This window comes from Methylobacterium sp., assembly GCF_019750675.1.
Lineage (GTDB): Bacteria > Pseudomonadota > Alphaproteobacteria > Rhizobiales > Beijerinckiaceae > Methylobacterium.
The window spans coordinates 1-13,128 of record NZ_JAIEOF010000400.1; the positions used below are offsets into that span (position 1 = coordinate 1).

Here is a 13,128-nt window from a genome sequence, read left to right on the forward strand (position 1 = left end):
CGGCCCGTGGCGGACGCTCCCTCGTCATTGACGTGAAACGCTATTCGTTAATCGTTAACAAAACCTGATTCACGGATGCAAGCACGCAATTGGACCCGATTTCCGGCCACGCTTCTCGCCGTTGACGGTCTGTTCTCGTAAGACCGTTTGCCGGCTGGACGCGGACCGTCCGCATGTCCCCTCAAGTCCCTCGCCCGTAAACACTTCTCGTGTGCTGTCTCCCCGGCGCCACGGCATCGGAATGTCGTGGCCCCGGACAAAGATTTCTCGGATCCCGGCCGGAGCCGGCGGCCTGCTACAAGCCCGATGCACACAGTGTTAAGGAGGGAGGTAAACGAATGGTTGAGAGAGTCGCCGATGACCGAACGCGACCCTAGCGTCGCTCGCTTGCGCCTGGCTGGCGCGCGGGCAGCCATGGCCGACGTGCAGGTGCTGGAGACCTTCGGGCGCGTCGTCGCCATTCGGGGGCTCCTCGTTGAGGTGGCGGGGCCCGTGGCGGCCATGCGCCTGGGCGGCCGCCTCGACATCGCCGTGGAGAACGGCCTCGGCGCCGTGCCCTGCGAGATCATCGGCTTCCAGGGCGACCGGGCGCTGGCGATGCCCTTCGGCTCCCTGGAGGGGGTACGCCGCGGATGCCCGGCCATGGTCCGCGACGAGGCCGCGGGCGCCATCCGGCCGTCCTCCGCCTGGCTGGGCCGGACCATCGACGCTCTCGGCCGGCCGATCGACGGCCTCGGTCCCCTCGCGCCGGGGCCCGTGGTCTATCCGCTGCGCTCAGACCCGCCCCCCGCCCATGCGCGCAAGCGCGTCGGCCCCCCTCTCGATCTCGGCATCCGCTGCATCAACACCTTCCTGACCATGTGTGCGGGCCAGCGCATGGGTATCTTCGCGGGCTCGGGCGTCGGGAAATCCGTCCTCCTGTCGATGCTGGCGCGCTACACCGCCGCCGACGTGGCGGTGATCGGCCTCGTGGGCGAGCGCGGCCGCGAGGTGCAGGAATTCCTCCAGGACGACCTCGGCCCCGCGGGCCTCGCCCGCTCGGTCGTCATCGTCGCCACCTCCGACGAGCCGGCCCTGATGCGCCGCAACGCCGCCTACGTGACCCTGGCGGTGGCGGAGTACTTTCGCGATCAGGGCGCGCAGGTGCTCTGCATGATCGATTCGATCACGCGCTTCGCGATGGCCCAGCGCGACATCGGCCTCGCGGCCGGGGAACCGCCCACCGCGAAGGGCTACACCCCGACCGTGTTCAGCGAGTTGCCGCGCCTCCTGGAGCGGGCGGGCCCCGGCACGGGGCAGGGGGCGATCTCGGGCCTCTTCACCGTGCTGGTGGAGGGCGACGACCACAACGAGCCCGTGGCCGATGCCGTGCGCGGCATCCTCGACGGTCACATCGTGATGGAGCGTGGCATCGCGGAGCGCGGGCGCTACCCGGCCATCAACGTGCTGCGCTCCGTCTCGCGCACCATGCCGCGCGCCTGCGATCCGACTCACCTGCCGACTGTCCGGCGGGCTCGGCGCCTGCTCTCGACCTATGCCGACATGGAGGAACTGATCCGATTGGGCGCTTACCGCGCCGGGGCCTCTGCGGAGGTCGACGAGGCGGTCGCCCTCATGCCCGAAATGGAGGCTTTTCTGGGTCAGGGTAAGGAAGAAGCAACTTCGATCGGCGAGGGTTACCTTCGCCTGGCAGAGATCGTTGGCGCACCGTAGGGCAGTCGCCCCGGAGCGGCGGATCGAAGTCGGTCCGGTGCGCCAGCAAGGCGCTCCGGCAAGCCGTGCGTTGCGTGGAGTGAGACCGTCCATGAAATCCCGTGACACGTTGATCCGGCTGCGACGCTTCCAGGTCGACGAGAAGCGTCGACGCGTGACGCAGATCGAGATGATGAAGGCGGATTTCACCCGCATGGCGATGGAGCTCGACCGCGAGGTCGCCCATGAGGAGAGCCGCGCCGGCATCTCCGACCCGGCGCATTTCGCCTACCCGACCTATGCCCGCGCCGCTGCCACGCGCCGGGACAACATGCGCCAGTCGGCTGCCGCCCTGGAAGGCCAGCTCGCCGAGGCCAAGGCCGAACTCGGCGAGGCCTTCGAGGACCTGAAGAAGATCGAGATTCTCGACGACCGCGAGCGGACCGCCGAGCGGGCGGCGGAAGCGGCTCGTGATCAGGCCGCCATGGACGGCATCGGCCTGTCCCGCATCCGCGCCTGAATTCCCTTCGGACCGGCCTCGGGGGAGGCCGGCACGAAACCGTCATGATCCCGTGGGATGAGGCGGTCCGGCGGGGCCGGTCGCGCGCTTGCGGTGCAGGGCATCGTGGTGCAGGGAGGGCCCGAAGGGTAAGGGGCTCGTCGACACCACCATGAAGAAGATCAGCGATTTCATCTGGCCGATCATCGGCCTCGCCGCCGTGATCGGCTCGGGCTACCTCCTCTACAAGGAACTCGCCGGCATCTCGATGGCGGAGATCAAGGGTAGCTTCGCGGCGATCCCGCCGCATCGCTTCCTCCTTGCCGCGCTCTCGACCCTCGTCGCCTACGCCGCGCTCGCCTGGTACGACCGGATCGCACTCCTGCATCTCGGGGTGCGCCACATCGGGTGGTTCTTCGTCTCGGTCTGCTCCTTCACCACCTACGCCCTCTCGCACAACATCGGCGCCTCGGTGTTCTCGGGCGCCGTGGTGCGCTACCGCGCCTACACGGCCAAGGGCCTCTCGGCGGCCCAGGTCGCGGTGCTTGTGGCGCTCTGCTCCTTCACCTTCGGCCTCGGCACGATCCTGCTCGGCGGCTTCGTGCTGACCGTCCTGCCCGATACCCTGACCCGCCTGAACGGCTACCTGCCGGCGATCCTCACGGACCCCAAGACCGCCCGCATCCTCGGCGCCGGCCTCCTCGGCTTCGTGGCCCTCTACGTCGCCGGTTCTCTGCTGCACCTGAAGCCGCTGACGATCCGCTCGTTCAAGCTCGAATATCCGCGCCCGCGCATCATGGGCCGCCAGCTCATCGCCGCCCCCCTGGAACTGCTGGGTGCCGCCGGCATCATCTACTTCGCCCTGCCGGAGGCCGGAAACCCGGGCTTCCTCGTCGTGCTCGCGGTCTTCCTCGCCTCGTTCTCGGCGGCCCTCGTCTCCAACGCTCCCGGCGGCCTCGGCGTGTTCGAGCTCGTCTTCGTCGTGGCGATGCCCGATATCGCCCGGCCCTCGGTCATCGCCGCGCTGCTCGTGTTCCGGTTGTTCTACTTCTGGCTGCCGTTCCTGATTTCCGTGGTGGTCGTGCTCCTCTACGAGCGCAACCGCCTGGCCTCCGCCCTCAAGAACAAGCCGCACGACCCCGCGACCCCCGAGGCACCGCTCACCGTGCCGGGCCTCGACGCGCACGCCATCGAGCGCCGCATGGAGAAGAAGCCGGTCTGAGCGAACCCTTCCCCGACCTCAAGTCGACGCACGAAGCGGGCTTGCGGCCGGTTCCCCAGGGGATCGGCCGCAAGCCCGTTTCGTTTCCATGGCGCGTTGGCGGCGTCCCGGCGATCGGTCGAACCCGAATGCGACGATCTCAGAAGATCAGCGGGGCAGGGCGGTGCCCGAACCCAGCGCCTGGGAGCGGGACTGCAAGGCGCGCGAAGCTTGCTGGGCGCTCGGCGGCAGGCCGGTATCCGTCGGAGTGTCGTTGGTCTTCAGCGCAGCCGTACCGATGCCGCGCTGTCTGCGCTCGCCGGGCTGAAATGCGTAGCCGGCATTCACGCCGGCATAGAACCCTGTGAAATCCTCGGCCGAGGCGGGACGCGCCAGCCAAACCAGGGCCGCACAGGCGATCAGGGCGATCGGCATCCATACCTCCGGCGCTGCAAGGGGTCCACGAAAGGAAGCGGCGGCCTCGTGAGCCGCCGTCCTTCTAGAGCCATCGAAGGTGGCCGCAGCGCGGCCATCCGGGATCGATCAATCGTCGACGTTGATGCTCTGGGCCTCGCGGCCCTTCTGGCCCTCGACGACGCCGAGCACGACCTGCTGGCCCTCGGCCAGGGAGTCGAGGCCGGCCCGGGAGAGCGCGGAGCGGTGCACGAACACGTCCTTGCCGCCATCGTTGACAGAGACGAAGCCGAAGCCCTTGGCCGGATCGTACCACTTCACGGTACCGGTCATCTCGGTGGAGGGACCGCTGGCGAAGCGACCACCGCCGCCGCCACGATCGCCGCCGCGGTCGCCGTAACCGCCGCCATATCCGCCACCACCGCCGCCGCCGAAGCGGTCACCGCCGCCGAAGCCACCGCTGCGGGGAGGGCGCGCATCGCGCATGGGGGCGGCTTCTGCCGTGGAGGTGTCCACGCTGGTGACGTCGGTCACCTGCGGACCCTTCTGGCCCTGGGCTGTATGGACCGTCAGGCGCGTGCCGGGGAGGAGGTCGGCATGGCCGGCGGCTTCGACGGCGCGGATGTGGAGGAAGGCATCGCCCGAACCGTCAGCCAGCTCGACGAAACCGAAGCCCTTCTCCTTGTTGAACCACTTGACCGTCGCATCGCGCTCCGGTCCCGAAGGGGCCGCAGCGGCACGCGACGGGCCGCGGTCGAAACCACCGCCACCGCCGAAACCACCGCCGTAGCCACCGCCGCTCGGAGGAGCCTGATCCGGCCAACGCGGCTCGGCTCCACCCTCATCGAAGCCGCGCTTCTGCGGCCCCCGAAAATCACGACCACGTCCCATAGAAAGCTCGCAAAAACCGTCCGCCGACCATCAGTTTCGATAACCGCGTGCGCGCCGTCCCAGACAGCCCACGCTCCGCACTATCATTACTCCCAGCAGCGGTGACCAAGAATAACGCCTTAGTCCTGACTGAAACCCGCCTTCATCGCAAGAACCTTTCGGCGCGGTTCGCCAGAGTTCCGTAACTTTCCTGCGGCAAAGTGCGTAGCTTTTTATCGCACCCCCGCGCCCGCCATCCCGTTGCCCGCTGCTTGGGCAAATTCGTTCGGGTGAAGTGCGCAATGGCGTCCCTGGCGATCCGAATCATTCCGTGGGGTCGCATTAGGAAAGCGCAAAGGTGCAGTGGCTTACGGTCGGGCCGGGGCAGGCCCGCCCCGGCGGCCGCACGGCCGGACGCTGACCGCATGATCGCCACACCGAGCTTTCCGGACCTCTCGGCCCTCGTCGTCGACGAGAGCCTGTATATTCGCCGTATCGTCCGCGACATGCTCATGCGCGTCGGCATCAAGCGCGTCCTCGAGGCTCCCGACGGCGCCGAGGCGCTCGGCGTGCTGGCCGAGAGCAAGCCCGACCTGACGATCATCGACTGGGATCTCGCCATCCTCTCCGGCGAGGAATTCATCCGGCTGGCGCGCACGCCCACGACGTCGCCTTCGCCCACGGTGCCAATCATCCTCATGCTGGCGCAGCCGCGCCGGAACGTCGTGGACCGGGCGATCTCGCTGGGCGTCAACGAGATCATCGCGAAGCCCTTCTCGCCCAAGACCCTGTGGTCGCGCCTCGACGAGGTGATCAACCGCCCGCGTCCGTTCTCGCAGGTCAAGAGCCTGCTCCGGCCCGTGCCCCGCATGGCGGCGTCGGGAAAACTCGGCTGAGCCGGCCGCCATTCGGCTTATCCTCCCCAAACAAGCCTGTATCGGTGCCCGACACCCGATCGAGCCTTTGCAGTTTACCAGGGAGACCTGTAGCTTCGTGCGGGAATGATGGTCCGGCTGTCCGCCTGGGGCCACGATCGAGGATTTCGGCTCGGCCGATGAGGGAAGAGAGCGCCGCGACGATGCCGGCCCGCCTCAGCGGCGGTCACACGCCTTCGGCTCCGGCCACGCGCGCCGACGCGCGCGGGTCGACCGGGCGTCCCTACCGGCGCAACGCCTACGCCGCCCTCGACCTCGGCACGAACAATTGCCGGCTCCTCGTGGCGGAGCCCGCCGCGAACGGCTTCCGGGTCATCGACGCATTCTCCCGCATCGTCCGCCTCGGCGAAGGGCTCGGCACGTCCGACCGCTTGAGCGAGGCGGCCATCGAGCGGACCGTGGAGGCCCTGCGGGTCTGCCGCGCCAAGATGCAGGCCCGGGGTGTCGTGCGGGCCAAGATCATCGCCACCGAGGCCTGCCGGCTTGCCGTCAACGGGGCCGAGTTCGTGGATCGGGTGCGCGGAGAGGTCGGCCTCGACCTCGAGATCGTCGACCGGCAGACCGAGGCCTACCTCGCCGTCACCGGCTGCGCGGCGCTGGCCGACCCCTATTCCGAATCGGTGGTGATCTTCGACATCGGCGGCGGCTCCACCGAGATCGCCTGGCTCGACGGGGCGGCCACGAACCCGTCCGCCGATCCGACCCTGCGCATCCGGGCCTGGGATTCCCTGCCCGTCGGCGTCGTCACCCTGGCCGAGCGCCACGGGGGCAGCGACGTCACGCGCCTGACCTTCGAGGGCATGGTGGAGGAGGTGGCCGATCTGCTGGCGCGGTTCGCGATCCGGGCGGCGCCGGCGGCCAATGCCCGGCACTTCCACCTGCTCGGCACCTCCGGTACGGTGACGACGCTCGCGGCGATGCACCTGCGGCTCGCCCGCTACGAGCGCCGCCGGGTCGACGGCCTGTGGATGAGCGATGCCGAAGTGGGCGACGCCATCGACGATCTCCTCGACACCCGGCTGGAGCAGCGGGCGGACAACCCGTGCATCGGCCGCGACCGCGCCGACCTCGTGCTCGCGGGCTGCGCCATTTTGGAGGCGATCCGGCGGGCTTTTCCATCGGACCGCCTACGCATCGCCGACCGCGGCCTGCGCGAGGGCCTCTTGATGAACATGATGCGCGAGGACGGCGTCTGGCGCCGCGGGGGATACCGGTGAGTGACAGGCGTGGTGCCGGCGCGGGTTTGCGCGGCGAACTCAAGCAGCGGGTCAAGACGGGGCGCGGCCGAACCGCCTCCCAGAAGCGCTGGCTCGAGCGTCAGCTGAACGATCCCTACGTGGCCAGGGCCAAGCGCGAGGGCTACCGCTCCCGCGCGGCCTTCAAGCTCATCGAGATCGACGAGCGCTTCAAGCTCCTGAAGCCCGGCCAGCGCATCGTCGACCTCGGCGCGGCGCCGGGGGGCTGGTCACAGGTGGCGGCCAAGATCGTGGGCGATTCGGGCCGCATCGTCGGCATCGATCTTCTCGAGATCGAGCCGATGACCGGCGTCGAGTTCATCACCCTGGACTTCCTGGCCCCCGAAGCCCCGAAGCTGCTCACGGATCTCCTCGGCGGCCCGGCCGACCTCGTTCTCTCCGACATGGCCGCCAACACCACCGGCCACAAGCAGACCGACCACCTGCGCATCATCGGGCTGGCCGAGACGGCGGCGGAATTCGCCCGGGAGATCCTGGCACCCGGCGGCTCCTACCTCGCCAAGGTCTTCCAGGGCGGCACCGAGGGCACGCTGCTCGCCGACCTGAAGCGGGACTTCGCCAGCGTCCGCCACGTCAAGCCGAATGCCAGCCGGGCCGATTCGAGCGAACTCTACGTGCTGGCCTCCGGCTACCGCGGCCCGGCCGGCGCCGCCCTCGGCCCGCAGGCCGAGTAACGCCGGAACGCGTCAGAGCTTGCAGGCGCCCGCAAGCGCCGTGTTCTCGGCCTCGGTGAAGAGCCGCGAGCGGATCAGGAAGCGCTTGTCGCGCCCGTTCTCGAGCGAGAACATGCCGCCGCGCCCCGGCACCACGTCGAGGATGAGGTGCGTGTGCTTCCAGACCTCGAACTGGGGCCGGCTGATCCAGAAATCGGCACCGTCCACGGTCCCGAGATGCACGTCGCTGTCGCCGGTCAGGAACTCGCCCTGCGGGTAGCACATCGGCGACGAGCCGTCGCAGCAGCCCCCCGACTGATGAAACATCACCGGACCGTGGTCGGCACGCAGCTCGGCGATGAGGTCGAGGGCAGCCGGCGTGGCGGTGACGCGCAGCGGCGTGCCGTCGACGCCGGCCTGGTCGGCGGTGATGGGGTCGAGGGAAGCGGTCTCGCTCATGGCGTTCTCCGTGTACGGGTCTGCCCCGACAGATAGGGCGCAAGACGAAAAAGGGCGGGAGACAAAAAAGCCCCGGCCTTGGAGGCCGGGGCGAGTGACACTCGGGTTTCAGACTCTCAGAACGCTCAGAAGAAGCCGAGCTTCTTGGCGGAGTAGCTCACCAGCATGTTCTTGGTCTGCTGGTAGTGGTCGAGCATCATCTTGTGGTTCTCGCGACCGATGCCGGACTGCTTGTACCCGCCGAAGGCCGCGTGGGCCGGGTAGGCGTGGTAGCAGTTCGTCCAGACGCGGCCGGCCTGGATGGCGCGGCCGAACCGGTAGGCGCGGTTGCCGTCGCGGGTCCAGACACCGGCCCCGAGGCCGTAGAGGGTGTCGTTGGCGATCGAGAGCGCGTCGGCATCGTCCTTGAAGGTCGTCACCGAGAGGACGGGTCCGAAGATCTCCTCCTGGAAGATGCGCATCTTGTTGTGGCCCTTGAACACCGTGGGCTTCATGTAGAAGCCCTCGGCGAACTCGCCCTCCTTCACGTTGCGCTCGCCGCCGGTGAGGCACTCGGCGCCTTCCTGGCGGCCGATGTCGACGTAGCTGAGGATCTTCTCCAGCTGCTCCGAGGAGGCCTGGGCGCCGATCATGGTGGCGGGATCGAGGGGGGAGCCCTGCGTGATCGCCTCGACGCGCTTGATGGCGCGCTCCATGAAGCGGTCGTAGATCGACTCGTGCACGAGCGCCCGGCTCGGACAGGTGCAGACCTCGCCCTGGTTCAGGGCGAACATCGTGAAGCCCTCCAGCGCCTTGTCGAAGAAGTCGTCGTCCTCGTTGGCGACATCAGCGAAGAAGATGTTCGGGGACTTGCCGCCGAGTTCGAGCGTCACCGGGATGAGGTTCTGCGAGGCGTACTGCATGATCAGGCGGCCCGTCGTCGTCTCGCCCGTGAAGGCGATCTTGGCGATGCGGGGCGAGGACGCGAGCGGCTTGCCGCATTCCAGGCCGAAGCCGTTGACGATGTTGAGCACGCCCGGGGGCAGCAGGTCGGCGATGAGTTCGGCCACCACCAGGATCGAGGCCGGGGTCTGCTCGGCGGGCTTGAGCACGATGCAGTTGCCGGCGGCCAGCGCCGGCGCGAGTTTCCACACCGCCATCAGGATGGGGAAGTTCCACGGAATGATCTGCCCGACGACGCCGAGGGGCTCGTGGAAGTGGTAAGCCACCGTGTCGTGGTCGATCTCGGAGATCGAGCCTTCCTGCGCGCGGACACAGCCGGCGAAGTAGCGGAAGTGGTCGATGGCGAGCGGAATGTCGGCGTGGGTCGTCTCGCGGATCGGCTTGCCGTTGTCCCAGGTCTCGGCGAGCGCGATCAGGTCGAGGTTCTCCTCCATCCGGTCGGCGATCTTGTTCAGGATGCGGGCGCGCTCGCCCGGTGACGTGCGGCCCCAGGCCTCCTTCGCCGCATGGGCGGCGTCGAGGGCCTTGTCGACGTCGGCGGCGTCCGATCGGGCGACCTCGCAGATCACCCGACCGGTGATGGGGGAGGTGTTCTCGAAGTAGCGGCCGGCGCTCGGCGCGACCCACTGCCCACCGATGAAGTTCTCGTAGCGGGCCGAGAACGGCGCCTTGGTACCCTGGTCGAGAAATTCAGGCTTGTTCATCGCATATCCTCCAGTGTTGTTCTTGTGCGCCGTAGACAAAGCCAGACGCGGGCTCGAATCAAGGTGGACTTTTGGCCAACGAACGCGGCCTTCGAACCGTGGCGGCGTCGCGGTAGTCCCGAAGTTCGGAAGCGTTCCGTCCCGTCAGGGCGGCGCGTGTCGTGCGCGCCGGAATGGCGTTCCGGCGCTGGCGGGATCGTAGACCCGTTTCGGGCGCTTGGCGACCCGGCGCCTTCAGCGCGGTACCTGCCAGGCGAGGCGTCGCGCGGTGATGCGACGGGCCGTGCGGGCATCGATGCGCGGGCCCGTGCGCGCACCGCCCGGGGCGTCGAACAGGAGACCGGTGGAGCGGCCGTCGGGCTCGATGTCGAGGGCGATGCGGACGCCGTCCTCGGCGACGAACACGCGGTCGCTCTCCGGCACCAGTTCGAGGCGGGCGAGGCCGGTACCCTGGGCCACCAGCCGGTCGCCGGACCGGCTCAGCGCCACCACCGCACGGGGCCCGACCCGGTAGTAACCGGCGTAGCGGTCGACGACGGGGGCGGGCACCACGATTCCGGTTTCCACGGGTGCGGCGAGTGCGAGGGCACCGAGCCGACGCGCCAGGGTCTGTGCGGGCGTGGTCTCGGTGTTGCCGAGGACCACGATGGTGAGACCCAGATCCGGATAGGTGTCCTTGATCGCCGCGAATCCGTTCAGGAAGCCGCCATGCGACCACAATCGCTGGCCGTAGGCCCGGCCGAGATACCAGCCGAGCCCGTAGCCGTGGCCGCGATCCCGGAACATCGCGGCCAGGGACTCCGGCGCGAGGACGCGACCGGACAGGAGGGCCCGGTCCCAGGCCGCGAGGTCATCGATGGTCGAGACCAGTCCGCCGGCGCCGAGCGCCGCGGCGGCGACCACCGGAACCGCGTTGCGCCATACGCCAGCGGAGCGCTGGTACCCGGCTGCACGGCGCGGCACGATCGCGTCGGGGTCGGCGTCGCCGGTCGCGGTCAGCCCGGCGGGCGCCAGCACGAGACTGCGCAGGGCCTCGGCGAACGGTTCGCCGGTGATCCGCTCGATGATGGCCGCGAGCAGAATGTAGCCGGTATTGCTGTATTCCTGGGCCGAGCCAGCCGGAAACAGAAGATCCTCCCCGTAGAGCCGGGCGACGACCTCCATGGCGCTGCGAGCGGTCCGGGCGATCACCGTCGGGTAATCGGGAAGCGCCGTCACGTTGGGCAGGCCGGCGGTGTGATCGAGGAGCATCCGCAGGGTTATGGGCGTCCAGGTCGCCGGTAGGCCCGCCACATGCCAGGCAGCCGGATCGTCGAGGTCGAGCCGTCCCGCCTCCCCGAGCTTGAGGATCGCGGCGGCGGTGAACTGTTTCGTCAGCGACGCGATCCGGAAGCGGGTCTCGGGCGTGTTGGGGAGCGACCATTCGCGGTCCGCAAGGCCGTAGGCCCGCCGGAACAGCACCCTCCCGTCCCGTACGACGGCGATCGCCCCTGAGAAGATGCCCGCGCGGGCATAGGGCTGGACCAGGGCGTCCGCCCGGGCGGCAAAGTCGTCCTCCGCCTCCGCCGCAGCGGTCCCGGATCGCACCAGGGACAGCGCCAGGGTTCCGAGGAGGAGGCCGCGCCGTGTCTGCATCGTCCCCATCACCTCGCGAAGGCCCCGGCGGCCCCATGCCCCGTATCGGAGGACCGGGGCTTCCCGATCCTGGGGACATTCGCTTGTCCGAAAATGTGGCGGCAGCGGGCCGGCAAACCCGCGCGGCTGCCATGCGGCCGGGCGGATTGCCCACTCCCCGCCCGGGCACCAAGTCCGGCCGGAGAACGTTCTTCCCCAGGGCGCCGAACGCCCCATCGCTTCCTCGAGGACAGGCCCTGGTGAGCAGTACCCCGGTGACGACCCTGCGCGCCCCGGCGCCGCCGGCGCAGGCTGCCGCCGTTCCGGCCTGGAAGGGGCCCGGCTTCGGTGAATTCGTCGGCATCGTCGCGCTGATGATGGCGGTGACCGCCATCTCCATCGACAACCTGCTGCCGGCGTTTCCCGCCATCCAGGCGCGGTTCGGGGTGGCCGACCCGAACAGCCTTCAGCTCCTGGTCTACGTCTACATGATAGGCTTCGGCGCGGCGCAGATCGTCTACGGCCCGCTCTCCGACACCTATGGGCGCCGCTCCGTGCTGCTCTCTGGCCTGGCGATCTACGTCGTCGGCACCGGCCTCGCCATGGTGGCGCCGTCCTTCGGCTGGCTGCTGGCGGCGCGGGTCATCCAGGGAATCGGCGCGGCGAGCGGACGCGTCCTGTCGACGGCGATCGTGCGCGATCGCTTCGCCGGGCGCGAGATGGCGAGCGTGATGTCGCTCATCATGATGGTTTTCCTCATCGTGCCGATGATCGCGCCGGCAATCGGCGGCGCGATGCTGCTGTTCGGCTCGTGGGTCTACGTCTTCGTCTCGATGCTGGCGCTGGCCGGCATCCTGGTGCTCTGGTTCGCCTGGCGGATGCCCGAGACCCTGCATCCCGAGTACCGGCGTCCCTTCTCGCTCGGCGCCGTGGCTCAGGCAGTGGGGATCACCTTCCGAAACCGGGTCGCGGTGGGCTACGCCACCGCGCTCGGCCTGCTCACCGGCTGCATCATGGGTTACGTCGGGTCGGCCCAGCAGGTCTTCGACACCGGACTTTACCATCTCGGCGCCCTGTTCCCCCTGGCCTTCGGGCTCGTCGCCGGCGCCATGGGGGCCGCCACATTGGTGAATGCCCGCCTCGTGCGGCGCCTCGGCATGCGGCCTCTTTCCCACGCGGGCCTGAGCCTGTTCGTGGTGGTCGCGGTGGGGCAGGTGGTGGTGGGGCTCGCCTATCACGGCCAGCCGCCGCTGGCCCTGTTCCTCTCGATTCTCGCGGCCAACCAGTTCCTGATCAGCTTCGCGATGCCGAACTTCAACGCCATGGCGCTGCAGCCCCTCGGCGAAATCGCCGGTACCGCCTCGTCCTTCCTGGGCTTCTACACCACGATGCTCGGCGCGTTCTGCGGCTTCCTGATCGGGCACGCCTTCGACGGTTCGGTGCTGCCCATCGGCATCGGCTACGCGCTCCTCGGCGGCCTCGCCCTCGCGGTGGTGGCCTGGACCGAGCGTGGCCGCCTGTTCCGGGGCGGCGTCTCCGGTTGAGGGCGCGGCGGCCTTAACGCCGTCTTCAGGCGGTCCCGACAAAGCTCGGCATTCCAAGATGCCAGACGGAGCCTGAGACGTGACCGGCCGTGCCCAAGACGGATTGCTCTTCTTCGCCCGGCTGCTGCTCGCCGCCGCGCTGCTGCCCACCGGCATCGCCCGGGCCCTCAACGTCTCCGGCTTCGCCGTCACCCTCGCGGCCACCGGCCTGCCGTCGCCGAACGCCGTCGCCACCGCGGCGGTGATCGTCCAGGTCTTCGGCCCGATAGCCCTCATCCTCGGCGTGCTGCCCCGCATCAGCGGCCTGGCGCTCGCCGCCTTCGCGGGCGTGATGGCGGTGTTGCT

At 69.1% G+C, this 13,128-nt stretch carries 13 protein-coding genes; 8 read left to right on the top strand and 5 right to left on the bottom strand.

Annotated features, from left to right (window positions below; translation table 11 throughout):
• Positions 1–357: 357 nt before the first annotated feature.
• The 3 genes from fliI (at position 358) to K2X24_RS20940 (ending at position 3,413) form a co-directional block, all read left to right on the top strand.
• Positions 358–1,713 carry a flagellar protein export ATPase FliI gene (fliI, locus tag K2X24_RS20930; RefSeq protein WP_292500734.1) on the top strand — a complete coding sequence of 452 codons (1,356 nt, stop codon included), beginning with the start codon at positions 358–360 and terminating at the stop codon, positions 1,711–1,713.
• A gap of 91 nt (positions 1,714–1,804) precedes the next feature.
• A complete protein-coding gene (fliJ, locus tag K2X24_RS20935) occupies positions 1,805–2,212 on the top strand; it encodes a flagellar export protein FliJ (protein ID WP_238282921.1) in 408 nt (135 codons plus the stop codon).
• A gap of 151 nt (positions 2,213–2,363) precedes the next feature.
• Positions 2,364–3,413: a lysylphosphatidylglycerol synthase domain-containing protein gene (locus K2X24_RS20940; protein WP_292500736.1), complete on the top strand. Its 1,050-nt coding sequence runs from the start codon at positions 2,364–2,366 to the stop codon at positions 3,411–3,413.
• 147 nt (positions 3,414–3,560) lie between these two features.
• Here the strand turns inward: K2X24_RS20940 and K2X24_RS20945 are convergent, their stop codons facing one another.
• The gene (locus K2X24_RS20945; protein WP_292500738.1) at positions 3,561–3,827 is read right to left on the bottom strand and encodes a hypothetical protein; all 267 of its coding nucleotides are present in this window, start codon (positions 3,825–3,827) and stop codon (positions 3,561–3,563) included.
• Positions 3,828–3,935: 108 nt separating this feature from the next.
• Positions 3,936–4,697 (bottom strand): cold-shock protein, encoded by a 762-nt coding sequence (locus K2X24_RS20950; protein WP_279578326.1) that lies wholly within the window; start codon positions 4,695–4,697, stop codon positions 3,936–3,938.
• A 404-nt stretch (positions 4,698–5,101) separates the two neighbouring features.
• Here K2X24_RS20950 and K2X24_RS20955 point away from each other — a divergent pair, with 404 nt between their 5' ends.
• The 3 genes from K2X24_RS20955 (at position 5,102) to K2X24_RS20965 (ending at position 7,541) form a co-directional block, all read left to right on the top strand.
• Positions 5,102–5,572, top strand: coding sequence for a response regulator (locus K2X24_RS20955; protein ID WP_238282925.1), 471 nt, complete (start codon positions 5,102–5,104; stop codon positions 5,570–5,572).
• A gap of 158 nt (positions 5,573–5,730) precedes the next feature.
• Positions 5,731–6,828, top strand: a complete 1,098-nt coding sequence (locus tag K2X24_RS20960) for a Ppx/GppA phosphatase family protein (protein ID WP_306424604.1) — start codon at positions 5,731–5,733, stop codon at positions 6,826–6,828.
• Positions 6,825–7,541, top strand: coding sequence for an RlmE family RNA methyltransferase (locus K2X24_RS20965; RefSeq protein ID WP_238282927.1), 717 nt, complete (start codon positions 6,825–6,827; stop codon positions 7,539–7,541). The genes K2X24_RS20960 and K2X24_RS20965 overlap by 4 nt, the downstream gene beginning before the upstream one ends.
• A 12-nt stretch (positions 7,542–7,553) precedes the next feature.
• Here K2X24_RS20965 and K2X24_RS20970 read toward each other — a convergent pair whose 3' ends face one another.
• The 3 genes from K2X24_RS20970 to K2X24_RS20980 all read right to left on the bottom strand — a co-directional run bounded on the left by K2X24_RS20970 (position 7,554) and on the right by K2X24_RS20980 (position 11,260).
• Positions 7,554–7,979 carry a DUF779 domain-containing protein gene (locus K2X24_RS20970; RefSeq protein WP_238282928.1) on the bottom strand — a complete coding sequence of 142 codons (426 nt, stop codon included), beginning with the start codon at positions 7,977–7,979 and terminating at the stop codon, positions 7,554–7,556.
• Between the two features lie 125 nt (positions 7,980–8,104).
• Positions 8,105–9,625: an aldehyde dehydrogenase gene (adh, locus tag K2X24_RS20975; RefSeq protein ID WP_292500743.1), complete on the bottom strand. Its 1,521-nt coding sequence runs from the start codon at positions 9,623–9,625 to the stop codon at positions 8,105–8,107.
• A gap of 234 nt (positions 9,626–9,859) precedes the next feature.
• Entirely contained in the window at positions 9,860–11,260 is a 1,401-nt protein-coding gene (locus K2X24_RS20980; protein ID WP_292500745.1) for a serine hydrolase, read from the bottom strand.
• Positions 11,261–11,613: 353 nt separating this feature from the next.
• Here K2X24_RS20980 and K2X24_RS20985 point away from each other — a divergent pair, with 353 nt between their 5' ends.
• Positions 11,614–12,783 carry a multidrug effflux MFS transporter gene (locus K2X24_RS20985; RefSeq protein ID WP_292500747.1) on the top strand — a complete coding sequence of 390 codons (1,170 nt, stop codon included), beginning with the start codon at positions 11,614–11,616 and terminating at the stop codon, positions 12,781–12,783.
• A gap of 79 nt (positions 12,784–12,862) precedes the next feature.
• Positions 12,863–13,128 (top strand): DoxX family membrane protein (locus K2X24_RS20990; protein WP_292500746.1); only part of this gene is annotated, 266 nt, incomplete at its 3' end.